The organism is Gordonia sputi NBRC 100414 (assembly GCF_000248055.1).
Taxonomy (GTDB): domain Bacteria; phylum Actinomycetota; class Actinomycetes; order Mycobacteriales; family Mycobacteriaceae; genus Gordonia; species Gordonia sputi.
The window spans coordinates 1-24,544 of the sequence record NZ_BAFC01000131.1 but is presented as its reverse complement, the minus strand read 5'-3'; the positions used below and the strand labels follow the sequence as shown (position 1 = coordinate 24,544).

At 65.5% G+C, this 24,544-nt stretch carries 20 protein-coding genes and 1 pseudogene; 10 read left to right on the top strand and 11 right to left on the bottom strand.

Annotated elements, in window-relative coordinates; all coding sequences use genetic code 11:
- Positions 1 to 16: 16 nt before the first annotated feature.
- A complete protein-coding gene (locus tag GOSPT_RS21620) occupies positions 17 to 565 on the bottom strand; it encodes a TetR/AcrR family transcriptional regulator (protein WP_005209083.1) in 549 nt (182 codons plus the stop codon).
- A gap of 120 nt (positions 566 to 685) precedes the next feature.
- Here GOSPT_RS21620 and GOSPT_RS21615 point away from each other — a divergent pair, with 120 nt between their 5' ends.
- A complete protein-coding gene (locus tag GOSPT_RS21615) occupies positions 686 to 1,189 on the top strand; it encodes a GNAT family N-acetyltransferase (RefSeq protein WP_039857005.1) in 504 nt (167 codons plus the stop codon).
- Here the strand turns inward: GOSPT_RS21615 and GOSPT_RS21610 are convergent.
- A complete protein-coding gene (locus GOSPT_RS21610) occupies positions 1,148 to 2,194 on the bottom strand; it encodes a DMT family transporter (RefSeq protein WP_005209081.1) in 1,047 nt (348 codons plus the stop codon). The two genes, GOSPT_RS21615 and GOSPT_RS21610, sit on opposite strands and share 42 nt — an antisense overlap.
- Positions 2,195 to 2,277: 83 nt before the next feature.
- Here GOSPT_RS21610 and GOSPT_RS21605 point away from each other — a divergent pair, with 83 nt between their 5' ends.
- A complete protein-coding gene (locus GOSPT_RS21605; RefSeq protein WP_039857004.1) occupies positions 2,278 to 3,198 on the top strand; it encodes a LysR family transcriptional regulator in 921 nt (306 codons plus the stop codon).
- A gap of 116 nt (positions 3,199 to 3,314) precedes the next feature.
- Here GOSPT_RS21605 and fgd read toward each other — a convergent pair whose 3' ends face one another.
- Complete coding sequence (gene fgd, locus GOSPT_RS21600; protein WP_005209077.1) at positions 3,315 to 4,337, bottom strand: glucose-6-phosphate dehydrogenase (coenzyme-F420); 1,023 nt, start codon at positions 4,335 to 4,337, stop codon at positions 3,315 to 3,317.
- Positions 4,338 to 4,434: 97 nt separating this feature from the next.
- On the opposite strand from fgd, the gene GOSPT_RS21595 reads away from it, so the two are divergent.
- Positions 4,435 to 5,295, top strand: coding sequence for an alpha/beta hydrolase (locus GOSPT_RS21595; protein WP_005209074.1), 861 nt, complete (start codon positions 4,435 to 4,437; stop codon positions 5,293 to 5,295).
- Here the strand turns inward: GOSPT_RS21595 and GOSPT_RS21590 are convergent.
- Positions 5,285 to 5,800 (bottom strand): hypothetical protein, encoded by a 516-nt coding sequence (locus GOSPT_RS21590; protein WP_005209072.1) that lies wholly within the window; start codon positions 5,798 to 5,800, stop codon positions 5,285 to 5,287. The genes GOSPT_RS21595 and GOSPT_RS21590 overlap by 11 nt on opposite strands.
- A 124-nt stretch (positions 5,801 to 5,924) precedes the next feature.
- Between GOSPT_RS21590 and GOSPT_RS21585 the strand changes: the two are divergent.
- A pseudogene (locus GOSPT_RS21585) lies at positions 5,925 to 7,843 on the top strand (ABC transporter ATP-binding protein).
- A gap of 269 nt (positions 7,844 to 8,112) precedes the next feature.
- Here the strand turns inward: GOSPT_RS21585 and GOSPT_RS21580 are convergent.
- The 3 genes from GOSPT_RS21580 to GOSPT_RS21565 all read right to left on the bottom strand — a co-directional run bounded on the left by GOSPT_RS21580 (position 8,113) and on the right by GOSPT_RS21565 (position 10,808).
- Positions 8,113 to 8,355, bottom strand: coding sequence for a hypothetical protein (locus tag GOSPT_RS21580; protein WP_005209066.1), 243 nt, complete (start codon positions 8,353 to 8,355; stop codon positions 8,113 to 8,115).
- A complete protein-coding gene (locus GOSPT_RS21575; protein WP_005209064.1) occupies positions 8,352 to 9,569 on the bottom strand; it encodes an acyl-CoA dehydrogenase family protein in 1,218 nt (405 codons plus the stop codon). The genes GOSPT_RS21580 and GOSPT_RS21575 overlap by 4 nt, the downstream gene beginning before the upstream one ends.
- Positions 9,570 to 9,833: 264 nt before the next feature.
- The gene (locus GOSPT_RS21565; RefSeq protein WP_039857000.1) at positions 9,834 to 10,808 is read right to left on the bottom strand and encodes an alpha/beta hydrolase; all 975 of its coding nucleotides are present in this window, start codon (positions 10,806 to 10,808) and stop codon (positions 9,834 to 9,836) included.
- Between the two features lie 386 nt (positions 10,809 to 11,194).
- Here GOSPT_RS21565 and GOSPT_RS21560 point away from each other — a divergent pair, with 386 nt between their 5' ends.
- Positions 11,195 to 15,250, top strand: a complete 4,056-nt coding sequence (locus tag GOSPT_RS21560) for a Pls/PosA family non-ribosomal peptide synthetase (RefSeq protein WP_005209060.1) — start codon at positions 11,195 to 11,197, stop codon at positions 15,248 to 15,250.
- A 152-nt stretch (positions 15,251 to 15,402) separates the two neighbouring features.
- Here GOSPT_RS21560 and GOSPT_RS21555 read toward each other — a convergent pair whose 3' ends face one another.
- Positions 15,403 to 15,978, bottom strand: coding sequence for an HdeD family acid-resistance protein (locus GOSPT_RS21555; RefSeq protein WP_005209058.1), 576 nt, complete (start codon positions 15,976 to 15,978; stop codon positions 15,403 to 15,405).
- Positions 15,979 to 16,156: 178 nt separating this feature from the next.
- Here GOSPT_RS21555 and GOSPT_RS21550 point away from each other — a divergent pair, with 178 nt between their 5' ends.
- Positions 16,157 to 17,104: an acyl-CoA thioesterase domain-containing protein gene (locus tag GOSPT_RS21550; protein ID WP_005209056.1), complete on the top strand. Its 948-nt coding sequence runs from the start codon at positions 16,157 to 16,159 to the stop codon at positions 17,102 to 17,104.
- A gap of 70 nt (positions 17,105 to 17,174) precedes the next feature.
- Positions 17,175 to 18,275 carry a glycoside hydrolase family 183 protein gene (locus tag GOSPT_RS21545; RefSeq protein ID WP_005209054.1) on the top strand — a complete coding sequence of 367 codons (1,101 nt, stop codon included), beginning with the start codon at positions 17,175 to 17,177 and terminating at the stop codon, positions 18,273 to 18,275.
- 151 nt (positions 18,276 to 18,426) lie between these two features.
- Here GOSPT_RS21545 and GOSPT_RS21540 read toward each other — a convergent pair whose 3' ends face one another.
- The 3 genes from GOSPT_RS21540 to GOSPT_RS21530 all read right to left on the bottom strand — a co-directional run bounded on the left by GOSPT_RS21540 (position 18,427) and on the right by GOSPT_RS21530 (position 20,804).
- A complete protein-coding gene (locus GOSPT_RS21540; RefSeq protein WP_005209052.1) occupies positions 18,427 to 19,122 on the bottom strand; it encodes a DUF305 domain-containing protein in 696 nt (231 codons plus the stop codon).
- Between the two features lie 67 nt (positions 19,123 to 19,189).
- Positions 19,190 to 19,567 (bottom strand): hypothetical protein, encoded by a 378-nt coding sequence (locus tag GOSPT_RS21535; RefSeq protein ID WP_245548769.1) that lies wholly within the window; start codon positions 19,565 to 19,567, stop codon positions 19,190 to 19,192.
- Between the two features lie 79 nt (positions 19,568 to 19,646).
- On the bottom strand, positions 19,647 to 20,804 hold the full coding sequence (locus GOSPT_RS21530) for a phosphatase PAP2 family protein (protein WP_005209047.1): 1,158 nt from the start codon (positions 20,802 to 20,804) through the stop codon (positions 19,647 to 19,649).
- Positions 20,805 to 21,090: 286 nt separating this feature from the next.
- On the opposite strand from GOSPT_RS21530, the gene GOSPT_RS21525 reads away from it, so the two are divergent.
- The 3 genes from GOSPT_RS21525 to GOSPT_RS21515 all read left to right on the top strand — a co-directional run bounded on the left by GOSPT_RS21525 (position 21,091) and on the right by GOSPT_RS21515 (position 24,215).
- Positions 21,091 to 21,303 carry a hypothetical protein gene (locus GOSPT_RS21525; RefSeq protein WP_005209045.1) on the top strand — a complete coding sequence of 71 codons (213 nt, stop codon included), beginning with the start codon at positions 21,091 to 21,093 and terminating at the stop codon, positions 21,301 to 21,303.
- 83 nt (positions 21,304 to 21,386) lie between these two features.
- Positions 21,387 to 22,157, top strand: a complete 771-nt coding sequence (locus GOSPT_RS21520; protein WP_039856997.1) for a deoxyribonuclease IV — start codon at positions 21,387 to 21,389, stop codon at positions 22,155 to 22,157.
- 225 nt (positions 22,158 to 22,382) lie between these two features.
- Positions 22,383 to 24,215 (top strand): acyl-CoA dehydrogenase, encoded by a 1,833-nt coding sequence (locus tag GOSPT_RS21515; RefSeq protein ID WP_005209041.1) that lies wholly within the window; start codon positions 22,383 to 22,385, stop codon positions 24,213 to 24,215.
- Positions 24,216 to 24,544: the final 329 nt, after the last annotated feature.

Below are 24,544 nucleotides of genomic sequence, written 5' to 3'. Positions count from 1 at the left end.
GGGTGAGGTGGCCCGGTCAGGTGACGATTGCCCGAACGATCAGGCCGGCGATCTGTTCATCGGTGAGGCTGCTGTCGGGAACCAGCATCAGCGAATAGATGATGCGGACCATGAACTCGGCGGCGCCGCGCGCATCGGGGGATAGTTCGGCCTGCACCTGCGGCGCGACGTCGGGCAGCGTGGCGTCGACGATCTTCTCGATCAGGTCGGGTCCGTCGTCGTCGTTGGTCGCGACCAGCGCGCGCACGATCTCCTCCGGTTCCTGACGGAGGACGTACTGCAGCGCCTCGTGTTCGCGGATGTGGGGCAGCACGCCGAGCACCTGCGCCCGCACCTTGCCCGCGGCGTCGGGGGCGGTGTCGGACCATTCGCGTAGTTTCACCCGCAGCAGCGCGATCTCGCGGTCGAGCATGGCAGCGACGAGCGCGTCACGTCCGCCGAACATGCGGTAAGCCGTCGCCCGAGCCACGCCGGCGTGACGGGCCACAGACGTCAGGCTGAGCGCCTTCGCGCCGAAGCGCGACACCAGCCCGACGCCCACATCGACAAGACGATCCGATTCCATGCTTGAAAGTTAGCGAATCGGGCAGACGTCGGCGCAGGGTACCGGTCACTTTCGCTGCGCGGAGCGGTGCGCGAGGTCGTATGCGTACTCATGCGGACCCATGCCCTAGGCTCGGCGCCCATGGAGATTCGTGACGCGCGCGCAGGCGACGTCCCCGGCATCACGCCGATCTACAACGACGCCGTCGAGAACACCACCGCGATCTGGAACGAACAGATCGTCGACGACGCGAACCGGCTGGCGTGGCTGACGCAGCGCCAGGACGCGGGGTTTCCGGTGCTCGTCGCGGTCGAGGATTCGTCGGCGGATGGGCAGGTCGTCGGCTACGCCACCTACGGGCCGTGGCGGCCTCACGACGGGTACCGGCACACCGTCGAACATTCGGTGTACGTGCGATCTGATCAGCGCGGAAGAGGCACCGGGCAGGCGCTGATGCACGCGCTGATCGACCGTGCACGTGCCGACGGATTCCACGTGATGGTCGCTGCCATCGACGCCGCCAACGAGGGGTCGATCCGCATTCACGAGCGGCTGGGCTTCACACGCGTCGGATTGTTGCCGCAGGTCGGGACCAAATTCGGGTCATGGCTCGACCTTGCATTCCTGCAACTGACTCTCGACTGACTGACTCTCGACTGACTGACTCTCGACTGACTGGCTCTCGACGGGCCTGTTCTGGACGGCGGGTCCGCGCGAGACGCTCAGGGCTGAGGCGCGCGATCTGCGCATCGGCACGCGGATCAACCCGCGTGTCATCGCCACGCCCGCGAGGCAGAGCACGCCTCCGACGATCCGCAGCGGCGTCGGCACCTCGCCGAGTAGCAGCCACGACAGCACGATCACCAGGGCGGGCACGACGAGTGTTGTCGCTGCCATCGCGCCCGCGCTCGTGCGTGACAGCGCGTACGCCCAGGTGGTGAACGCGATCGCGGTCGGTCCGACGCCGAGGAAGATCATCGCGGTGATGTCGGAGGCGGGTGCCGCGGCAACCTCTCGCACCGCGGCGGGAGCGAACGGCAGGGTCGCGAGCGCGCCGACCATGACTCCCCAGAACGTTGCCGACAGGCCGTCGATGTGCGTCAGCGCGACCTTCTGCACCAGCACGCCGCTCGCATAGAGGACCGCTGCCGCCAATCCGAGTGCGATGCCCAGCCAATCCGCGTGCGGTCCCGACCCTCCCACCGTGATCAGCACGACGCCTGCGAATGCCACCCCGATGCCGATGAGGAGTCGGCGCGAGAACCCCTCGCCGAGGAACAGTCCTGCGAACACCGCGACGAGGATCGGCGCGAAGTTGACCAGCAGAGCCGCCGTGCCGGCGTCGAGATGCTGTTCGGCCCAGTTGAGCGTCACGGTGTAGAGCGCGAACCACGCGACGCCGTACACGATGACCAGCACCAGGCCACGGCCGCGCGGCAGCGGCGGCAGTCCGCGTCCGAGCCCGTTGCGGCGTCGCATGATCACCACGATCGGCACGAGCGCGACCACGGCGGTCGCCAGTCGGCCGAATGCCAGCGCACCGGGCGAGAACGACTCGCCCGCCGACCGGATGGCGATGAAGGCCGACGCCCACAGGAGCACGGTGACCGTGGCTGCGATGGTGGCGAGATCGGGGGTTCGACGCGTCATGCCATTAATGATCTGCCCGAGGACAATTCAGAACAAGTTCATATTTCTTCACGACTCTTGAGCACCGCTGTATATTCGCGGGCATGATCGATCCACATCGTCTGCGAGTGTTCCGAGCTGTCGTTGCGGAGGGCTCCGTCGGTGGCGCGGCGTCGGCTCTCGGCTACACGCCGTCCGCGGTGAGCCAACACCTGGCGACGCTGCAGCGCGAGACCGGACTCGCGCTCGTCGAGCGCGACGGTCGGGGCATCGTCGCCACCGAAGCCGGACGAACGTTGGCGGCGGAGTCCGAGGGCATCTTCGACTACTTCGCGCGGCTCGAGGGTCTCGTCGCCGATCTGCGGCAGGGGCGGGCGGGCACGCTGCGCGTCACCTACTTCGGGTCTGCGGGTGCGGAATGGATGCCGACGGTCGTCGCGCAGATCCGCCGAGAGTTCCCCGCGCTGCGGCTCGACCTTCGACTCCTCGAGATCACCGATCCCCTCGTCGCGCCACCGGATGTGGAGATCGGCATCGACGACCCCACAGCCGTGATCGGCAGCTCGTCGTCGAACGATTTCGACGTCATACCGCTCGTCTCGGATGCCTACCACGCGGTGGTCACACCCGACTCCCCTTATGCGACAAGGGATCACGTGTTGCTGCGCGAGCTGGCCGACGAGGTCTGGATCGACAATGACATCGCACGCGGCCCCTGCCGCGAGGCGCTGCTGCGCGCCTGCACCGCTGCGGGTTTCAGCCCGTGCTTCGGCGTGGAGACGCACGACTACCTGACCGCGATCAACTTCGTCGCCGCCGGGGTCGGGCTCACCGTGGTGCCCGCGCTGGCGCTTGTCGACGTTCCGGACTCGGTCCGCGTGGTGCCGATCGCCGAACCGACTCCGCGCCGGGCGATTTCGATTCGACGCCGCCACACGATCCGAGAGCACCGCGCCGCCGACCGCGTCGTCGAACTGGTGCGGGAGCAGGCTCGGCGTACACACGGCGCGCTGGTCGGGGCGTGAGGCGCGGGCCCGGTGGCCCGCAGAAAAGCACACGCCCTGGGCCGTCGACGTGTACCGGTACAGGTCAACAGCCCAGGGCGCGTGGTTCTCTGCGCGCAGGGCCTCTGGGCGCCGGCCTAATCGGCGACGGACAGCTTGCGCAGCCGCGGGGCGAGGTCCTTCTCGAAGTTGTCGAGGAAGCGCTGCTGATCGTGGCCGGGCGCGTGGAAGACCAGGTGGTTGAGTCCGGCGTCGGTGTAGAACTTGACCTTTTCGACGGCCTCGTCGGGGTCGGATGCGACGATCCACCGCTTGGCGACCTGCTCGATGGGCAGTTCGTCGGCAAGGCGTTCCATCTCGGTCGAGCTGTTGACGCTGTTCTTCTGGTCGGCGGTCAGTGACAGCGGCGCCCAGAAGCGGCAATTCTCCAGTGCGAGTTCAGGATCGGGGTCGTACGAAATCTTGATCTCGATCATGCGGTCGATCTCGGCGAAGTTCCGGTCGACCTTCTCCGCACCCTCACGAACAGCCGGAATGAGCTTCTCGGTGTAGAGCTCGGGGCCCTTACCGGACGTACAGATGAAGCCGTCGCCCGAGCGGCCCGCATACCGTGCGACGACCGGTCCGCCCGCGGCCACGTAGACCGGGATCTGATGCTCGGGCAGGTCGTACATGTAGGCGCCCTTGGTGTGGTAGTACTCCCCCTCGAAGGTCACCTCCTCGCCGGTCCACAGCTCGCGCATGAGCTTGATGGCCTCACGGAGACGAGCGAAGCGCTCCTTGAAGTCGGGCCATTCGCCCTGGAATCCGGTGGCGTACTCGTTGAGCGCCTCGCCCGTGCCGACGCCGAGCATGATGCGGTCGGGATAGAGGCAGCCCATCGTCGCGAACGCCTGCGCGATGACGGCGGGGTTGTAGCGGAAGGTCGGGGTCAGGACCGACGTGCCGATCTGTACGCGCTTGGTGCGCTCGCCGACCGCAGCCATCCACGACAAGGAGAACGGCGCGTGGCCGCCGTTGTGGCGCCACGGTTGGAAATGGTCGCTGACGGCGACCGAGTCCATGCCGTGTTCCTCGGCCGCCACGGCGATCTCCACCAGCTCACGGGGCGCGAACTGCTCCGCCGAGGCCTTGTATCCGAGCTTGAGTTGCTGTGCCATGCCTTCACCTCACTGCCGACGACCATCTATGTGATCCAACGTACTCAGGGAACAGGTCCGACAGTTGTGTGGGATCCACGGGTACATTTTTGTACCCGTGGATCCCACACAACTCGACCCGCGCCGCACGAAGCGTGGGCCCCAGAGCGACGTCGAGGTTTATCGGCTTCGCGAGCAGCGCGCGGAGCGTCCTGCACCGCGCGACCCGGAAGCCGTCGACCTCATCGCCGAATTCGCGGGACGGTCGGTGCCGGTGCGGGTCATCACGCCGACCGAGCCGCCGCGCGGAGCGATCCTGAGTCTGCACGGCGGAGGCTTCTACTTCGGTTCGGCCGCCTACGACGACGTGTGGAATCGTGAGCTTGCCGATGGCCTCGGCGTCGCGGTCATCGGCGTCGACTACCGCCTTGCTCCCGAAAACCCTTGGCCCGCAGCACTCGATGATTGCGAAGTCGCCGCGCGGTGGCTGATCGATTACGCGCCAGAGGAATTCGGCACTGACCGACTGGCACTCATGGGCTTCTCGGCGGGCTCGACACTGGCGATGACCACTCTGCTTCGCCTGCGTGACGCCGGGCTTGCACACCGATTCTGCGGCGCTGCATTGCAGTTCGGCACCTACGACCTGAGCACGACGACGCCCGCGGGCAGAATGATCGCCGACGAGTACTTCCTCGACGCCTACCTCGGCCACGTCGACGATCGGACACCGCCCGACATCTCGCCGATCTTCGGCGACCTTCACGACCTACCGCCGGCCTTGCTCGTCGTCGGCTCCGACGACATCCTCGTCGACGACAACCGCGCCATGGCGACGCGGCTCGCGGATGCGGGAAACGAGGTCGAGCTGCGTGTGTACCCCGCGTCGCCACACGGCTTCACGCACCACTCGACGCCGACGGCCGCGGTGGCGCGCAGTGACGTCGCGGGTTGGCTCAGCGCGCGGCTCACGGGGTGATCGCGTCGGCGGACCGCCCGCGGGGGAGTTCGACGGCGTAGCTGTAGTGACAGCCGAGGTCGGTCCGATCAGGCGCCTCGTAGTTGTCACGGAACCAACTGATGCACGCCTCGGCGGCGAGTAGCCGATCGCGCGTGTAGAGGTATCCGTCGGTGCAGTCGTCGAACGGATCGTCGTCCTGCCAGATGTCGATGGGCATCGACGACGCGTCGTGGTCGACGAAGCGCAGTGTCCGCAGCGCAGTGCGTGACCTCCGCACCAGAAAAATGCCGTCAGTCAGGACATAGACCTGCACACAGACGGCGTCTGGCGCGGCGAAGTCGACCTCGTCGTCGATGTCGAGATCGTCCTCTTCGACCTCAGCCTCCAACTCGTCCCAGTCATCGGCCAATTGGACGTCATTGGGCCCGAGACTGAACTCGAGGCCGGGCGGCTGGTCGTCGAGGGATTCGGCGACCCACGCGAGCATCGAGTTCCAGTCGTTGATCGGATAAATCTTGGCCATGACCCACATTCTCGCGTGTGCGTATGACAAGCAGCGCTCTCCGATGCCCACGCATACGCCCGTCCGCTATGAGCGCAACGCTCGGCTGGACTTAAACCTAACTTTAGCTTCTACCCTGGACGTCATGAGTATGCAGTCCGTCGCCTGGGACATGATGTACAAGTCGTCGAACTCGCCGTCGCGCAAGCGGCTGCGCGGTGACCGGCGCAGCACGCTGCGTCGCATCATGACCTTCGCGCGCCCACACCGCGCCCGTATCGGCGTGTTCCTCGCGCTGTCGGTGTGCACCGCGGTGCTGACGGTCGTGACCCCGATCCTTGCCGGGCGCGTGGTCAATCTGATCAGTGAGGGCGGGTCGGGCGGGACGATCGTCGGACTCGCAGTGTTGATCGCGCTGATCGCCGTCGCCGAGGCGGCCGCGGGAATCGGCACGCGCTGGTTGTCGGCGCACATCGGCGAGGGGTTGATCCTGGATCTGCGTCGCTCGGTCTTCGACCATGTCCAGAAGATGCCCGTCGCCTTCTTCACTCGTACCCGAACCGGCGCGCTCGACAGTCGACTCAACAACGACGTCATCGGCGCGCAACGTGCGTTCAGCGACACTCTTTCGGGTGTGGTGTCCAATATCGTGACGCTGGCGTTGACACTCGGCGTGATGTTCGCGATCAGCTGGCAGATCACGCTGTTGGCGTTGGTTCTGTTGCCTGTCTTCGTGATTCCCGCACGACGCATGGCTCGACGGATGGCCGCCCTGTCCATGAAGCCGCCGAGCACAACGCGCGGATGTCGACGCAGATGACGGAACGCTTCTCGGCACCGGGCGCGACGTTGGTGAAGCTGTTCGGCAGTCCGACGTTGGAGAGTCGTGAATTCGCCACGCGCGCAGACAGAGTCCGCGACATCGGTGTGCGACGGGCCATGCTGCAGGGTGTGTTCATCACCGCACTGACGTTGGTGTCGGCGTTGGCTCTCGCGCTCGTCTACGGACTCGGCGGCTGGCTCGCGGTGCATCAGCATCTCTCGGCGGGAGCCGTTGTGGCACTGGCACTTTTACTGACCCGCATGTATGCGCCACTCACGGCGCTCGCCAACGCACGAGTCGAAATCATGAGTGCGCTAGTCAGTTTCGAGCGGGTCTTCGAGGTACTCGACCTCGCACCCCTGATCGACGACAAGCCCGACGCCACCGACGTTCCCGACGCCGACGACGGTGTGAGCGTGCGATTCGACCACGTCTCCTTCGGCTATCCCTCCGCCGACAAGGTCTCACTCGCCTCGCTGGAAGAGGTTGCGCAACTGGACAGTCGGGGTGGGACTCAGGTGCTGCACGACGTCGACATCGACGTCCCGGCGGGCTCGATGGTCGCGCTGGTGGGCAGTTCCGGCGCGGGCAAGTCGACGATCGCGAGTCTGGCCACCCGCCTGTACGACGTCGACGAGGGCGCCATCCGTCTCAACGGCGTCGACGTGCGAGACCTGCGCAGCGAATCGGTGCACCGGAGTGTCGGATTGGTGACCCAAGACGGACATCTATTCCATGACACCGTCCGCGCGAATCTCGTTCTGGCTCAACCCGATGCATCCGACGATGCGATCTGGGACGCACTCCGACGCGCACGCCTCGACGAGTTGGTCGCGAGTCTGCCCGACGGCCTCGACACGATCGTCGGCGAACGCGGGTACCGACTGTCGGGCGGCGAACGTCAGCGCATGACCATCGCGCGACTCCTATTGGCACACCCCGCCGTGGTGATCCTCGACGAAGCGACCGCACACCTGGACTCGACGTCGGAGGCCGCGGTTCAGGAAGCCTTGGCAGAGGCGTTGGAGGGGCGGACGTCGATCGTCATCGCGCACCGGTTGTCGACGATCCGTGCCGCCGACCAGATCGTGGTGATCGAAGCGGGGCGCGTCGTCGAACGTGGTGATCACCGAACACTGTTGGCGGCCAACGGAAGATACGCGCAGCTCTACCGCACGCAGTTCGCCGACGGGAGCTCCGAGCAGCAGGCGGAGTGCTGCCCGGAGACGTTGAGTGCGTAGTGGTTTCGACACGGCTGCTCAACCGGCGGGAGGGGCGGCTGAGCGCGTAGTGGTTTCGACACGGCTGCTCGCTACGCTCGCGGCCTGCTCAACCAGCGGAATCGGCGGACTGCCGACCGGGTGGGCGGGCCTGCTCAACCAACGGGAGGGGCGGACTGCCAGCGGGGTGGGCGGGCCTGCTCAACCAGCGGAACCGGCGGACCTCCAGCGGGTTGGGCGGGCCTACTCAGCTAGCGGGGTGAGCGCGACGGAGCCCGGCTAAGCGGCGGCTAGTCCTCGTCGTCGTCGCGGTCCGGAATGGGCGGGGCGAGTTTGGCTTTGCGGAACGTCAGCCCGACCATCGCGATGTTCACGACGATGATCGCGATACCGAGTACCACCCACAGCCACTGGTGGTTGCTCCACCAGTTGACGACGAGCAGCGCGACGCACACCATGAGCACGACGGAGCCGAAGATCACCATGCCGCGCGAGAAACCCTGTGCGGCGCGCTGGAATTGGGGATTGGTCACCGGAAGGCGTCCTGTCCGGTCAGCGCTTTGCCGATCATCAGTTGGTGCATTTCGCTCGTGCCTTCGTAGGTGAGCACGGATTCGAGGTTGTTGGCGTGCCGCATCACCGGGTACTCGAGTGTGATGCCGTTGGCGCCCAACAGGGTTCGACATTCACGGGCAACAGCGATGGCTTCGCGGACGTTGTTGAGCTTGCCGAGGCTGATCTGCTCGGGTGCGATCTTGCTCTCGTCCTTGATGCGCCCCAACTGGATGGCGAGCAGGAATGACTTGCCCACCTCGAGCGCCATGTCTGCGATCTTGGTCTGGCTGATCTGGTATCCCGACAACGGCTTGTCGAAGACCTCTCGGTCGGCGGTGTAGGAGAGCGCGCTCTCCAGACAGTCGCGCGCAGCGCCGACGACACCGAACACGATGCCGAACCGCGCCTCGTTCAAACAACTCAGCGGACCCTTGAGGCCGGTCACGCCCGGGAGCATCGCCGACGCGGGCAACCGCATGTCCTCAAAGGACAGCTCGGCGGTGATCGACGCCCGCAGCGACAGCTTGTGCTTGACGACCATCGAGCGGAATCCGCGGGTATCCGTCGGGACGACGAATCCACGCACTCCACGCGACCCCTCTTCGAGATCGGTGCGTGCCCACACGATCGCGACGTCGGCGACGCTGCCGTTGGTGATCCACATCTTGGAGCCGTTGATGACCCAGTCGTCACCGTCGCGCTTCGCGACGGTCCGCATGCCCGCCGGGTTGGAGCCGAAGTCGGGCTCGGTCAGACCGAAGCAACCGATCGCCTCGCCCGCGGCCATCTTGGGCAGCCATTCTTCGCGCTGTTCGTCGCTGCCGAAAGCGCGGATCGCGTACATCGCGAGCGATCCCTGCACCGACATGAAGCTACGCAGACCGGAGTCGACGGCCTCCACCTCCAGGCAGGCGAGTCCGTACTCGGTTGCGGACGTTCCCGCGCAGCCGTAGCCCTCGAGGTGCATCCCGAACAGGCCGAGCTTGCCGAACTCACGGGCGAGGTCTCGAACAGGGAGGGTGCCGTCCTCGAACCACTGGCCGACGTGGGGGCGCAGGCGTTTGGTGCCGAAGTCGCGGACGGTGTCGACGATCGCCCGCTCCTGGTCGTCGATCAGTCTGTCGAAGCCGAAGAGCTCTCCGACCGTCTTGGTCTTACTTGCCCCAGCCGAATGTGACCCAGTCGCACTCACCGTTGTCCACCACCTGTTTGTCGACGCCGCGCGGGATGTCTGCCGCGCCACTCCACTATGGCAGTTCGACGCCGCGCCATGTCGACGACCACGAGGTTGGGCGCTCGACGCGGGGCGGAGTGGTCTCGACAAGCTCGACCAGCGGGCTCAGCTCGACCAGCGAGAGCCGCTCGACCGGCGGGCCGGCTCGACCAGCGGTGGTCTCGACAAGCTCGACCAGCGGTGGTCTCGACAAGCTCGACCAGCGGGAGCCGCTCGACCGGCTCAGCCGGCCGCCTTGGCGTCGTGGGCGTCGGCGGCCTTGGCGTCGCGGACCGCCTGCGTGGTGAAGGCGGCGGTCGTCTCGAGGGCGTGGAGCGTCTCGGGGTGACGGGCGTTCATGACCGGGAACGCGTGCACCTGCCAGGCATAACTGTGCGCGACGGCGTCGACACCCGCCTCGTCGAGCCGTTCGACCAGTTCGATCACGTCGGTTTCGAGCATCTCGTTCTCAGCCGTGATCATCACGGTCGGTGGGAACGCCTCGGCGTCGATGTCTGCGGCGCGACGAGCGCCGCGCAGTGGCACCGGCCCCTTGTTGAGCAGCGGGACGAGCCGCGCCATCTTGCCCATCGGCAGATAAGCGTCGGAGCGGCTGCTGCGATCGGGGTTGGTGCCCAGATCGAGGTCGAGCAACGGAGAGAACCCGATGAGGGCAGCAGGCGTCGGCAGACCGGCGGTGTGCGCGCCCTCGGCGACCTTCATGGCGAGGAATCCACCCGCCGAGTCGCCCGCGACGATCAACCGTCGATATCCCCACTCATTGAGCAGTTCGCGGTAGGCGGCCATGGCGTCGTCGACCGACGTCCCGACGCCCGCCTTCGGTAGCTGGCGGTATTCGAGCGAGAAGACCGGCAGTGCGCATGCCTTCGCGAGTCGGCCGACGATGGAGCGGTGCGTTCCCAGACCGCCGACGACGAATGCGCCGCCGTGCAGATAGAGGATGGCGGTGTCGGCGTCGCGTCGCGACGGTCCGCTCGGCATGACCACCTCGGTGGGACGGCCCGCGAGTTCCATCCGCTCACGAACGACGTGCCTCGGTTCGGGCGCGCCGGCGAACAGGCGGTCGATCAAGAAGAGCCCCGCCATCCCCGGCCGGTTCAACGGCCATAGCGCGAGCGTCGGTTTCAAGAGTGCGCGAGTCGCAAACCACAGTGGGTACGAGAGCGCACTCGCCTTTCGGTGATGCACAATTGGCATGCTGTTTCTCCTCACCCCAACCCAACCGCGAGAAAGTGATGCGCGATCAGAATCGTGTGGCGGCGTCGACGGCAACCACGGCCCGGATCCCCTGGCTAGTATTCCTGCACAGAGTCTTCCCACGAGGGGCTTTCCCACAGTGCGACCACCTGCAGTGCAATTACCTACCCGGCAATTACCTACAGTGTGTTCGGAACCGATGAATGTGAAGCTACACCCGTTTCGGAAGACCGACAGTCTCGCGCCGCGAGTTCCGAGCGCGATTTCACCAGCCGCGCGAATCAGAGAGCTAGGACACTCCACAGCAGCCATGTCAGCGACACCATTGATTCGCACGCATCCACATCAGGGTCAACATTCGCTCTCGCGTATCGGCGGTACCCGGCGTGATTGAGACGGGTCCGAGTCCACTCGGGTTGCCACACTCCATCCCCGCCGAGTTTCTGCTGTCGGCCAAGGCGGCGCCTGCACGCACGCTGTGCGACATCCTCGACGCCACCGCCGCGCGGTATCCCGACGCTCCCGCCATCGACGACGGCGACCAAATCCTCACATATTCGCAGCTCAGCGCGGTAGTACGACGCGGCGCGGCACGGTTGGCGCAACTCGGGGTACACCGTGGTTCGCGGGTCGGCATCCGGATGCCGTCCGGTTCACGCGACCTCTACACCGCGATTCTGTCGGTGCTCTACGCCGGCGCCGCCTACGTTCCGGTCGACGCCGACGACCCGGAAGAACGCGCAACGCTCGTCTTCGGCGAAGCGAAGGTCGACGCGATCGCCGACGCTGAGGGAATACACGTCACAGACGCAGCGAGGATGCACCTCACAGACGCAGTGGGGATAGACGTCACAGCAGGCGCATCCCCCGACGTAGACGCCGCTTCCTCATCTCCTGACGCAACAGCTCCGGATGCAGCAGCCCCAGACGCGACAACTCCAGACGCGACGACTCCAGAATCAGCCCCGACCGACTCGCCGGACGCCAACCGCCCCACCCCGGGCGACGATGCGTGGATCATCTTCACGTCAGGATCGACCGGAACGCCCAAGGGTGTCGCGGTCACGCATCGCAACGCCGCCGCATTCGTCGACGCCGAGGCGACGATGTTCTGCCGCGACGAACCACTCGGCCCGGGCGACCGCGTACTCGCGGGCCTATCAGTGGCCTTCGACGCCTCGTGCGAGGAGATGTGGCTCGCGTGGCGTCACGGTGCGTGTCTCGTTCCCGCGCCTCGGTCGCTGGTGCGCAGCGGCATGGACCTCGGACCGTGGCTCGTCGCCCGCGACATCACAGTCGTCTCGACGGTGCCGACCCTCGCATCACTCTGGCCACCGGAGGCACTCGAAGCCGTCCGGCTGTTGATCTTCGGTGGCGAGGCGTGTCCGCCCGAACTCGCCGACCGACTCGCCGTCGAGGGCCGCGAGGTGTGGAACACCTACGGTCCCACCGAGGCGACGGTCGTCGCGTGTGCAGCGTTGCTGGGCGGACCGGGTCCAATCCGTATCGGTCTGCCCCTACCCGGATGGGATCTCGCCGTCGTCGGAGCAGACGGACTGCCCGTTGCCGAAGGCGAAACCGGTGAGCTGATCATCGGTGGCGTCGGCCTTGCGCACTATCTCGACCCGGCCAAGGATGCCGAAAAGTACGCTCCCATGCCCACTCTCGGCTGGGAGCGCGCCTATCGCAGTGGCGATCTGGTACGCCTCGACCGTGAGGGTCTGGTATTCGGCGGCCGCGCCGACGATCAGGTCAAGGTCGGCGGCAGGCGAATCGAGTTGGGCGAGATCGACAACGCACTCCAACACCTTCCCGGGGTGAGCGGCGCGGCAACAGCGGTGCGAAAGACGGCCGCGGGCAACAGTCTGCTTGTCGGATACCTCGTCTCCCCCGACCCCGAGTTCGACGTCGCGAACGCGCATCGCCTTCTCGCAGAACAACTTCCCGCACCGATGATCCCGAGACTCGCGCTCGTCGACGAACTGCCGACCAGAACGTCGGGCAAGGTCGACCGCGACGCCCTGCCGTGGCCGCTACCGGGCACCGACAATTCCGACGACGAGGACGCAAGCGACCTCAGCGGCACCGAAGCGTGGCTGGCCGCGCGGTGGACCGATGTCCTCGGCGCAACCGTGACCAGTGCCGAGACCGACTTCTTCGCCGAGGGCGGCGGCTCGCTCGCCGCTGCGCAATTGGTGACGGCCGTGCGCGAGCGCTACCCGGAAATCACTGTCGCCGACCTCTACGACCATCCGCGGTTGGGCTCACTCGCGGAGTTCCTCGGCGAGACCGCGGCCGCGGAGGTCGTCGACCCGCGTGAGGTGAAACCGACACCCGCAGCCACCGGTTTCGCGCAGCTGCTCCTGTCGGTGCCGCTGTCGACGCTGACCGGACTGCAGTGGGCGACGTGGCTCGGCGTCGTCAACAACGTGGGTGCGTGGGCCGCCCGCAGGCTCGACGTCTCGGTGCCCTGGCTCGTCGAGGTCAACTGGTGGGTCGTGCTCGTCGCGTTCCTGGTCTTCATCACCCCGCCCGGTCGGATGGTCATCGCTGCGATCGGATCACGCATCCTGCTCGGCGGCGTCGAGTCGGGTACCTATCCCCGCGGCGGCAACGTGCATATCCGACTCTGGGTCGCCGAGCGACTCCTTGTCGCCAGTGGCGCCGCCAATCTGTCGGGTGCGCCGTGGATGATTTATCTGGCACGCGCGCTGGGCTCGTCCGTGGGGCGCGGCGTCGACCTGCACACGATCCCGCCGGTCACCGGAAAACTGACCATCGGCGACGGCGCGTCCGTCGAACCAGAGGTCGACGTCGCCGGCTGGTGGATCGACGGCGACCTCGTCCACATCGGCGAGATCGTGATCAAACGCGGTGCGACGATCGGTGCACGATCGACGCTGGCTCCCGGCGCCGTCGTCGGCAAAGACGCCGAGGTGGGTCCGGGTTCCGCGGTGTTCGGTCGGGTCAAGGCCGGGCAGCAGTGGGCCGGGTCGCCCGCTGTGAAGATCGGTAAGGCGACGCATTCGTGGCCCGATCACCGTCCCCGTCGCGCAAGTTTCTGGGTGCCCGTCTACGGACTCTCCTCGATGGTTCTCGCCGCCATCCCCCTGATCTCGCTGGGAGTCGGCCTACTCGTCATCGGGACATGGGCGCTGCACGCCGACCGGCTCCGCGACGTCGCAATCCGTTCGCTGATCCTGCTACCCGCCGCGGCCATCGTGAGCCTCGCGGTGTTCGCAGCGATCACCGCGGTCCTCGTGCGCGCGATGTCACTCGGTCTGGAAAAGGGCTATCACCCCGTGCGTTCCCGCACAGGGTGGCAGGTGTGGATGACCGAGCGACTGCTCGACTCCGCCCGCACCTACCTGTTCCCCCTCTATGCCGGGCTGCTGACACCGTGGTGGTTCCGCATCCTCGGCGCGAAAGTCGGTAAGGGAACCGAGATTTCGACGGCCCTCGTGCTGCCGAAATTCACGACCATCGCCGACGGCGCGTTCCTCGCCGACGACACCATGGTCGCCTCGTACGAGCTCGGCGGTGGCTGGATGCACATCGACGACGTCAAGATCGGCAAACGCTCGTTCCTCGGCAACTCCGGAATGGCCGCGCCCGGCCGCAAAGTGCCCAAGAACGGTCTCGTCGCAGTGCTGTCCGCCGCTCCCGACCGAGCGAAGTCGGGGTCGAGTTGGCTTGGTAGTCCGCCGATTCGACTTCGACGCACCGCCGCGGAAACCGACACGTCGAGGACGTTCGACCCGCCCATGCGCCTCAAAGTCGCACGCGCAGTGATCGAGACGCTGCGATTGATCCCGGTGATGATCTCGTTCGGGCTCGGCATCTTCATGCTGTTGAGCCTGCAGTACATCGCCCAGCAGGCGAACTACGTCATCGCCGGTCTGGTCAGCGGTTTGCTGTTGGTGTTGTGCGGCGCCATCGCGTGCTGCATTGCGGCAGCGGCGAAGTGGGCCGTCGTCGGACGTATCGAGGTCTCCGAACATCCGCTGTGGAGTTCTTTCGTGTGGCGCAACGAGCTTTCCGACGCCTTCGTCGAAACGGTTGCGGCACCGTGGTTTGCCAACGCCGCGACCGGAACCCCAATTCTCAATCTGTGGCTCCGGCTCCTCGGCGCACAGATCGGCAAGGGCGTGTGGTGCGAAACCTATTGGCTCCCTGAGGCCGACCTCGTGTCGCTGGGTGCGGGCGCAACCGTCGAGCGCGGCTGTGTCGTACAGACGCACCTGTTCCACGATCGGGTCATGGCCATCGACCGCGTAGTCCTCGCCGACGGTGCGACGCTCGGACCCCACTGCGTCGCGCTACCGGCGTCAGGACTCGGCGAATCTGCGACCGTCGGCCCGGCGTCGTTGGTCATGCGTGGCGACGTGGTGCCCGCGCACACCCGTTGGCAGGGCAACCCGATCGCGCCCTGGCACGACTGAGTGGCAGCACGACTAGTGGCTGCACGACAGTGGCTGCACGACAGTGGCTGCACGACAGTGGCTGCACAACTCAGAAGTGGACCGGCCGTCCAACGAAAAGCGGTGGCTCCCCGTTGCCGGGGAGCCACCGCTTGAGGACAGGACAGGAGAGATCAGACCGCCGGCTGGTCGGAGACCTTCTTGGGAAGGTTGAACAGCGTGACAACCGAGATGACGATGAGGAAGATTCCCGCGACCCACACCAGCACGCTCAGCGCCCACAGCGACGAGCCGATCAGCAGCACGAGACCTGCCAGGATCGAGATCACGCCGGTGAGGATGAGGTACCACGTCGGGGCGTGCGCGGTCTTCGAGAACGCGGTCACCAGGTCGCCGATTCCGTCGAAAAGCCACGCGAAACCGATGAAGAGCGCGAGGAACCAGACCGCATTCGCGGGACTGAACAGGGCAATGATGCCCATGACCAGAACCAGAAAGCCGAGTATTCCGGTGAGGATGCGCCAGCCCGTACCGAGGACCTTTGCCGAGAACGCCACGTAGATGCGGAACAATCCCGCAACGATGAGCGCGATACCGAAGAGAACCGCGAGCACGACCACCGTTGCCGAAGGCCACACAACCGCGATGATGCCGAGCACGATGCCGATGATCGATGTCACGATCATGGCGCTCCGAATGGAGCCGATCAATTCGTCGGGGATCTGTTTTGCATATGGCGCAAAGGTCATGCGCTCACCTTATCCCCGCGGCGGGCGTTCTGACGCGATTCGGACGCAAGTGAGTGAAAGCGCGGTGCCCCGGGGCGGTTTCGTGCGAGTGTGCACGTGCGGGTAAAAGTGATTCGTGTCGAAAACTAGCGCATTTTTTACCTCGTACAGCTCGACAGCGTCATCCGACAGCGGCGTCGTGACGCCCACGTCGTACGCGTTGAGCCTGTGGGCGACGGGCACTCTCAACGGGCCCGCGGTGTGTGCGCTCGCCGCGCATCGCGTCGAGCAGCAGTTCGGCGAGGACGGCTTTCGGCCGGCGCGTTTCACCATCGACATGTTCAAGGTGGCACGGGAAGTGCCGACATTCACCCGTGGCCGACTCGTCCGCGCGGGTCGTCGAATCCGGGTCGCCGAGCTCGACGTCGTGCAAAGTGAGTCCCCGAATATCTCCGACTCGGATACGGCTGGTGCCGATGAAGTCGTCGTGGCGCGGGCGACGACCGTGTTCCTCCGTACGTCGGTGAATCCCCCGGGCACACGGTGGCAGCGGCCCGACGGGGCCGTCACGTTTCGACCGCCGACCGATCCCATCCCCGACACCGATCTCATGTCTCGCTTCTCGTCCGATGCCCCCGATCGAGATGCCCCCGATCGAGGTGCCCCCGATCAAGGTGCCCCAGATGCAGGCACACCCGATCGAGATGCGACCGACGCGTCGGAATCCGGCGGGATCCCGGGAGCGTCGAACAGCGCCTGGAACACGGATATGGGCGCGCACCAGAACGGCGGGCGCAAACGGCTCTGGTCGCATCCGCTGCCCGCGATCGACGGCGAACCGGCGACCTCATTCGTGAAGGCCGTGACCGCTGCGGAGTCGACGAGTCTTGTCACGAACTGGGGGTCGAGCGGTATCGGCTTCATCAACTGCGACCTCAGCGTCGAACTCGCACGCCTTCCGCAGGGCGACTGGATGGGCGTCGAAGCCGACAGCCACCTCGAGAGTGACGGCATTTCCATCGGTACTGCTGGATTGTTTGATTCGCACGGAATGTTCGGAATGGGGATTGTCACCGCGGTCAACAACGCTGCCGCGGAGATCGATTTCACCAGCATCGATCTCACTGATCGATATCGTGAGGCGTGATTGTCCACTAATCGGTGAGAACCGCGCACTACGGCGCGAGGTAACCGTTAGGTCTTGATAAGGTCACGCCATGGCAGTGGGCTGGCGTGGTCGGAAGGTGCGCGTGGCGGCGCGAAGGAAGGTCATCGCGGCGGTCGTCGCAGTCGCTGCGACGACGGTGACCATCGGTACGGTAATGGCTCCCGCGGCGTCGGCTGCCACCTACGCCGCAGGTGAGGCGACCATGGTCGCGCGCCTGACCGGACCGGGTTCCATCAACGACACCCCCGGCCGCTACAACATCTACGGCACCGACCTCGGCACCATGTGGGACAACGGCAATGGAGAAATCCTCGCCGCGTTCGGCGACACCCAGACGTTCAACGGGTGGTCGTTGCTCTACGGGCAGCTCTGGTACTGGCAGTCCAACGCCCTGCTGCGCAGCACCGATCGCAACCTCTCCGACGGCATGACCTTCACCGGCCACGCAGGTCCACCCAGGCAGGCCAAGCGACTCCTGAAGCCCGATCTGCGCAAGGAGATCACGATCATCCCGACCGCGGGTGTCGCCGCGAACGGCAAGCAGTACATGAGCGTGATGTCGGTCAAGCACTGGGGACAGCCGGGGGTCTGGTACACGAATTGGTCGGGACTCGTCGTGTCGGACGACAACGGCAACAACTGGCGCGCGCTCAACGCCTTCCGACCCAACGGCGGTGGAAACAAGAAGTTCCAGATGGCCGCGTTCCTCAAGGTCGGCGACACCGTCTACACCTACGGGACCCCCGACGGCCGCTTCGGGGCGGTGTACCTCGCACGGGTGAAAGCCAAGGACATCGAGAACCTCGGTGCCTACGACTACTTCTCGTACGGAAACTGGGCACGAGGCAATCCTTCGGCGGCCACCCCCGTCATGCCCGCACCGACCGGCGAGATGTCGGTGGCCTACAACAGCTATCTCGGTAAGTTCATCTCGCTCGGCCAGAGCGACAACGGCGTGGTGATGCGTACCGCAGACGATCCGGTCGGCCCGTGGACGTCCGGCGAGTTGGTCGTGCCGATGAACAATCCGCTGACCGGGTACGCACCCTTCATCCATCCGTGGTCGCAGGGCAGCACGCTGTACTTCACGTACTCGGTCTCGGTGGGCTACCAGGTCTACTTGATGCGGTTGCCGCTGCGGCGGGATTGACAGCTGCGGGATTGAGCGCGGACTGGGACTGAGCGCAGGCGCGAGTGAGCGCGACGGCCGGCGAGCTGGGGCGCCCACCGACCGTCGGCTCATCTCAAGGCCGGATCAGTGCCGGATCAGCACCGGACCAGTCGCGATCCGGCCGTCGAACTCACTGCCCGAGCATCGAGCGCATGCGGTCGATCTCGGCTTGCTGCGACGTGGTGATCTGCTCGGCGAGCGCTCGCGACGCCGGGTCGATCCCGTTGGCCAGCTCGGTCTTGGCCATGTCGATCGCTCCCTGGTGATGCGCGATCATTCCCTTCAGCCACAGTGTGTCGAACTCCTGGCCGCGCGCGTTCTCCATGGCGGTCATCTCCTGAGCAGACATCATGCCCATGCCCCCGCCACCGTTACCCATATCCATCGAACCGTGGTCCATAGTGCCGTGATCCATGGACCCCTGATTCTCGGTACCTTGTGAGTCGGGAGCGGTAGAGACTCCCCACGACGCCAATCTCTGTGTCATCTGGTCGATCTCGGGTTGTTGAGCGTTCTTGATCTGTGTCGCCAACTCACGAACGGCGGTGTTCTCGGTGCGCGACGGCACGAGATCTGCCATTGCGATGGCCTGCTGATGGTGCGGGATCATCATCTGGTTGAACGTCACGTCGGCGGCGTTGTGCTTGGTCGAGTCGGCCGACGCACTCTGCGACGACGTGGCGTTTCGGCTCGCCTCAGTACTGGTCGACGATGCACTATCAGACCCGCTGTCGGACGTCGAACACCCCGCGATCCCGACGACCGCGGCGATACCTGCGCACGCAGCGAGCATGCGGGTACGACGAATTGTGTTGCTGGACATCATGGTTTCCTTGTCTTGTTGTGACGTGCTGAACTCGGCCCCGGTGCAAGCGGGACCAGAAGTCGTCGTATCAGCAGCGAATCACGTTCAGACACAGGTGATCTCGGATCGCCCACGGCGGCGGACGGCCTAGCCTGCGAACAGCGGGCATCCACACAGTTGCCAGCGCGAGTAGCAGTGCGGCGAACACCAGCACTCCGACGACCGCCGGTTCGATCGTGGGAAAGTCGATGGCGCGCAGGGACAGACAGTGATGACCGAGGACGGCGCAATGGTCGCCCGACGACATCTGCGAGTCAGCGCCTGTCGACGGCCCCATCTGCATGCCGGCGTGCATGGGAGGCGCTGCGGGCAGCTCGGCATGAGTCGGGCCGACCAGACCGTGCATCACGACGACGGCCAACACGAGTAGACCCGCGAAGCCAAGCCGTGCGGGCCTCGTCGCCAAGCGTCGTACCAAACGTCGGCGACCACTCACCCGTCTACGCGATGCGGCCACGGCGACCAGATTACCGGCGTGCGAGCTTTCAGGCGCCCGCCGCACTCTCCTGCCCGGCACTCTCCCGCTCAGCGCTGTCCTGCCCGGCACTCTCCCGCTCAGCGCTCTCCAACTCAGCGCTGTCCTGCTCGGCGCGCCGTCGCTGTCGCGGCAGGATGAATCGACGGTCGATCAGCGTGTAGACGGCAATCACGGTCGCGGCGAGTGCCCATCCGAGCAACACGTCGAAGACGTAGTGCTCCGCGGTGTAGACGAGCGTGAACGCCATCGCGAACGCGTACCCCATGAACAGCGTTTTTCCCAGCGCTTTCACCCGTGGCCACATGAACAGGGCGAGCAGCATGGTCAGACCCGCGTGCAGCGATGGGATCGCCGCGACGAGATTGGCTTTCCCCTGTCCCACTTCGATCAGATTCGACGCCACGTGGATGTTGAGGTACTCCCAGCCGCGCGCCGAGATGCGCTCGACGTAGGGCTGTGCGCCGGGATGATGCGGATCGGTCGGACCGAGGATGCCTCCCGGCGTCGTCGCCTCAGGCGTCGTCATGCACTCGGCATCACGCGGGCCGTCGACGACCTGCTCGGACGTGCAACGTGCAGCAGCCCACGGCGGGGCTGCAGGCACCAGCGTGTAGCCGACAAGCCCGAGGAACGTCGCGGCAACAAAGCACGCCGCGAAGCGACGCCACGACGAGCGGTCGCGCAACCACAGCACAGCGGCGACGGCGTACGGCACCACAAAGTACGACATGTAGACGACGCTGGTGATGATCTCCCACCACGGCGCCGACGGCTCTTTCAGGTGGCTCTGCAACCAGACGGTCGGAACCACGCCGAACATCGCATGGTCGACGTCGGCGGCGAGGTGCCAGTGCGTCGGCATGTCGACGATTCGGGCGACGTCGCGCGTCCAGTCATAGAGGAGCAGGACCAGCGCGAACGGCGCCCAGTCGATGAGCACAGTGATTGCTCGACGTCGGCCGATACTCGCCGCGAACAGCCCGAGGCAGAGCAGGACGATCAGTCGCGTGCGGTCGAAGGCGAGGCCGTAGACAGAGAACTCGTAGCCCATGAACGCGATCCAGGCCAGGATGGCGATGCGTCGGACGAGGGTCAGGTCCCGCCGCTTCTCCGGCTCAGCCTCGAGTTCGGCTGCGTCGGCGACGTCGTCGAGGACAGGTCCCATCGTCGCCGGCTCGTCCGAGTCGTCGTCGCCTGCGTCTCGCCTCGGGGGCCGTATCGCGTCTTCTACGCTCAAGCGGTCAATCCTGATTCCATCGGTCGAACGGATGCTGACGCGTCGCGCTCGACAAACACGATGGAACGCCGTCCATCCTTAACTGTTTGTCACCCTAGTGAACACCGGACGGTTACGGGGTGTTTGCCACCCGTTGACGGCACATACACAGCAAAGACTTCCTACACTGGTGATGCGCATCACAGCGATGTGGCAGTAGGCGCCGGGAGGTTTCATGCCCAACCGTTTTCTCCGCTACGGCGATCAGCGCTACCTGATCACCAAGGAGGCGGAGGCTCGACTCAACCGCGCGCTGGACAAGGTCTACGAACACGGCGCGGGTCACGAGTGGCTGCATCTCTACCGCGACACCGAGGCGCCGTGTCGGCTGTTGATCGCCAGCGGCGTGCCGATCACGATCGAAACCGAGCCAGGACTCGGCGACTGACCACACGTCGCCCTCCCGGAGTCGATCGCCGTCGGAGACGGTCACTATCGTTGCTGTCGGAGCCGGTCACTATCGTTGGTGCCATGCGCATCGGAGCCCACCTGCGTGAAGACGCCGCACCACTCGAGACCGCAGAGGAACTCGGGATCGACGTCTTCCAGATGTTCGTCACCGACCCGCAGAGCTGGAAGAAGCCGCAGCCACATCCGGAGGCCCAGCAGATCCGCGAGTCGCCCATCGACGTCGTGGTCCATTCGAGCTATCAGATCAACGTCGCGAGTCTGAACAACCGTCTCCGGATGCCATCGCGCAAGGCCGTCGAACAGCAAGCCGACGCCGCAGCCGAACTGGGGGCCTTCGGCCTCGTCGTACATGGCGGTCACCTTCGTGATGGCGAAGACGCCGCCGAGGGATTTGCCAACTGGCGCAAGCTTTTCGACCGTCAGCAGGACAAGGGCGGCTTCGGCGTGCCGATCCTGATCGAGAACACCGCGGGCGGCGATCACGCCATGGCCAGGACCCTCGAGGCCATCGACCGACTGTGGGATGCGGTCGGCGATTTCGAGCAGGCCGGATTCTGCCTGGATACCTGCCACGCGTGGGCCGGTGGCGAAGACCTCGTCGGCCTCGTCGAGCGGGTGCGTGCCATCACCGGCCGGATCGACCTGGTTCATCTGAACAATTCACGCGACGAGTTCGACTCCGGTCGCGACCGCCACGCGAATCTTGCGTCGGGTCACATCGATCCCGACGTCCTCGTCGAGGTCGCCCGGGTCGCCGATGCGCCGCTGATTCTCGAGACACCCGCGGAGGGCATCCCCGCCGACCTGTCCTACCTGCGCGAAGGCCTCTGACCGCCCGCCGTCGAGATCTTCGCCCACACTGCTTGCAATTGCGAGCACGCTCACACGCGTTGAGGTTGTGAGGGTGTTGCACCACACGGTAAACTGGGGTTACTGGCGAGTAACTTGGTGTCCGCGTCAACCTGAAAACCACGCACTTTCCCGACGCTCACCTCGACACGCCCGACGATCGTCAGCCCGCGGCTTATATGCCAGGTCTAGTAGAAGGAACCAGCAATGGGTCATTACAAGAGCAACATGCGCGACCTGCAGTTCAACCTCTTCGACGTGTTCGAACTCGACAAGGTCCTCGAATCCGGAGAGTTCGGCGATCTCGACCACGAGACCGCCGTCGACATGCTCCGCGAGGTGAAGAACCTGGCAGAGGGCGTCATCGCCGACTCGTTCGCCGAGGGCGACCGCAATCCCCCGACCTTCGACCCCGAGACGCACAGCGTCACGATCCCCGAGGCGTTCAAGAAGTCGTACAACGCCTACATCGAGGCCGGCTGGGACAAGGTGGGTCTGCACGAGGACCTCGGCGGCATGCCCGCTCCGCGTTCGCTGTACTGGGCGCTCGGCGAGATGATCCTCGGCGCCAACCCCGCACTGTTCATGTACTCCGCAGGCGCAGGATTCTCGGAGATCTTCTACGACAATGGCACCGACGAGCAGAAGAAGTGGGCACAGATCTGCGCCGAGCGCGGCTGGGGCGCCACCATGGTGCTGACCGAGCCCGACGCCGGATCGGATGTCGGCGCAGGCCGCACCAAGGCCACCGAGCAGGAAGACGGCACCTGGCACATCGACGGTGTGAAGCGCTTCATCACCTCGGGCGATCAGGACATGACCGAGAACCTCTTCCACCTGGTGCTCGCACGCCCCGAGGGCGCGGGTCCCGGCACCAAGGGACTGTCGCTGTTCTTCGTTCCGAAGTTCCACTTCGACCACGAGACCGGCGAGCTCGGTGAGCGCAACGGCGTCTTCGTCACCAACGTCGAGCACAAGATGGGCCTGAAGGTCTCGGCCACATGTGAGGTCACATTCGGTCAGCACGGCGTACCCGCCAAGGGCTGGCTCGTCGGCGAGGTCCACAAGGGCATTGCGCAGATGTTCGACGTCATCGAGCACGCTCGAATGATGGTGGGCACCAAGGCGATCTCGACCCTGTCGACCGGTTACCTCAACGCACTCGACTACGCCAAGGAGCGCGTCCAGGGTGCAGACATGACCCAGATGACCGACAAGACCGCTCCGCGCGTGACCATCACGCATCACCCTGACGTGCGTCGTGCGCTGATGACCCAGAAGGCATACGCCGAAGGTCTGCGCGCCGTGTACCTCTACACCGCGTCGCACCAGGACGAGGCTGCGGCTCAGATCGTCTCCGGCGCCGATGCCGCTATGGCTCACCGCGTCAACGACCTGCTCCTGCCGATCGTCAAGGGCGTCGGCTCCGAGCGCGCCTACGGCACGCTGACCGAGTCGCTGCAGACCTACGGCGGCTCCGGCTTCCTGCAGGACTACCCGGTCGAGCAGTACATCCGCGACTCGAAGATCGACTCGCTCTACGAGGGCACCACTGCCATCCAGGCGCAGGACTTCTTCTTCCGCAAGATCATTCGCGACAAGGGCCAGGCGCTCGCCCACGTCGCCGGGCAGATCCAGACGTTCATCGACTCGGAGGCAGGCAACGGTCGCCTCAAGACCGAGCGTGCGCTGCTGAAGACCGCGCTCGAGGACGTGCAGTCGATGACCGCAACGCTGACCGGCTACCTCATGGGTGCGCAGGAAGACGCGACGCAGCTCTACAAGGTCGGCCTCGGCTCGGTGCGCTACCTGATGGCCGTCGGCGATCTGCTCATCGGCTGGCTGCTGCTCAAGCAGGCCGAGGTCGCGCTGACCAAACTCGACGAGGGTGCCGCCGATGGCGACAAGGCGTTCTACGACGGCAAGGTCGCGGTTGCGAGCTTCTTCGCCAAGAACATGCTGCCGCTGCTGACCTCGGTCCGCGGCGTCGTCGAGAACATCGACAACGACGTGATGGAGCTCGACGAAGCGGCTTTCTGATCCGTTGGTCGACGAGCGTCACAAACGACCACTGCGGCCCCGCAACCGAATTCGGTTGCGGGGCCGCGGTTTTTGTTCTGGGGGCGCGTTCTGGGGTTATTCCCGGTCGGCCGCCCAGCACTGCTGCAGACAGAGCCCACATGTGTGTCGAATCGAAGGATGTGGGTGCTGCAGCACCCACTTTTAGCGATTGAGCACACATTTACCGGGATCTCCCTATCCGACGACAGGAAGGTTCCCCGTGCTTATAGTGACAACGAGGGTGCACGATTCCACACTTCCTGCGACTCGGAGTCCACTTCATGTCGAGAAGCCTCTACCGCGTGTTG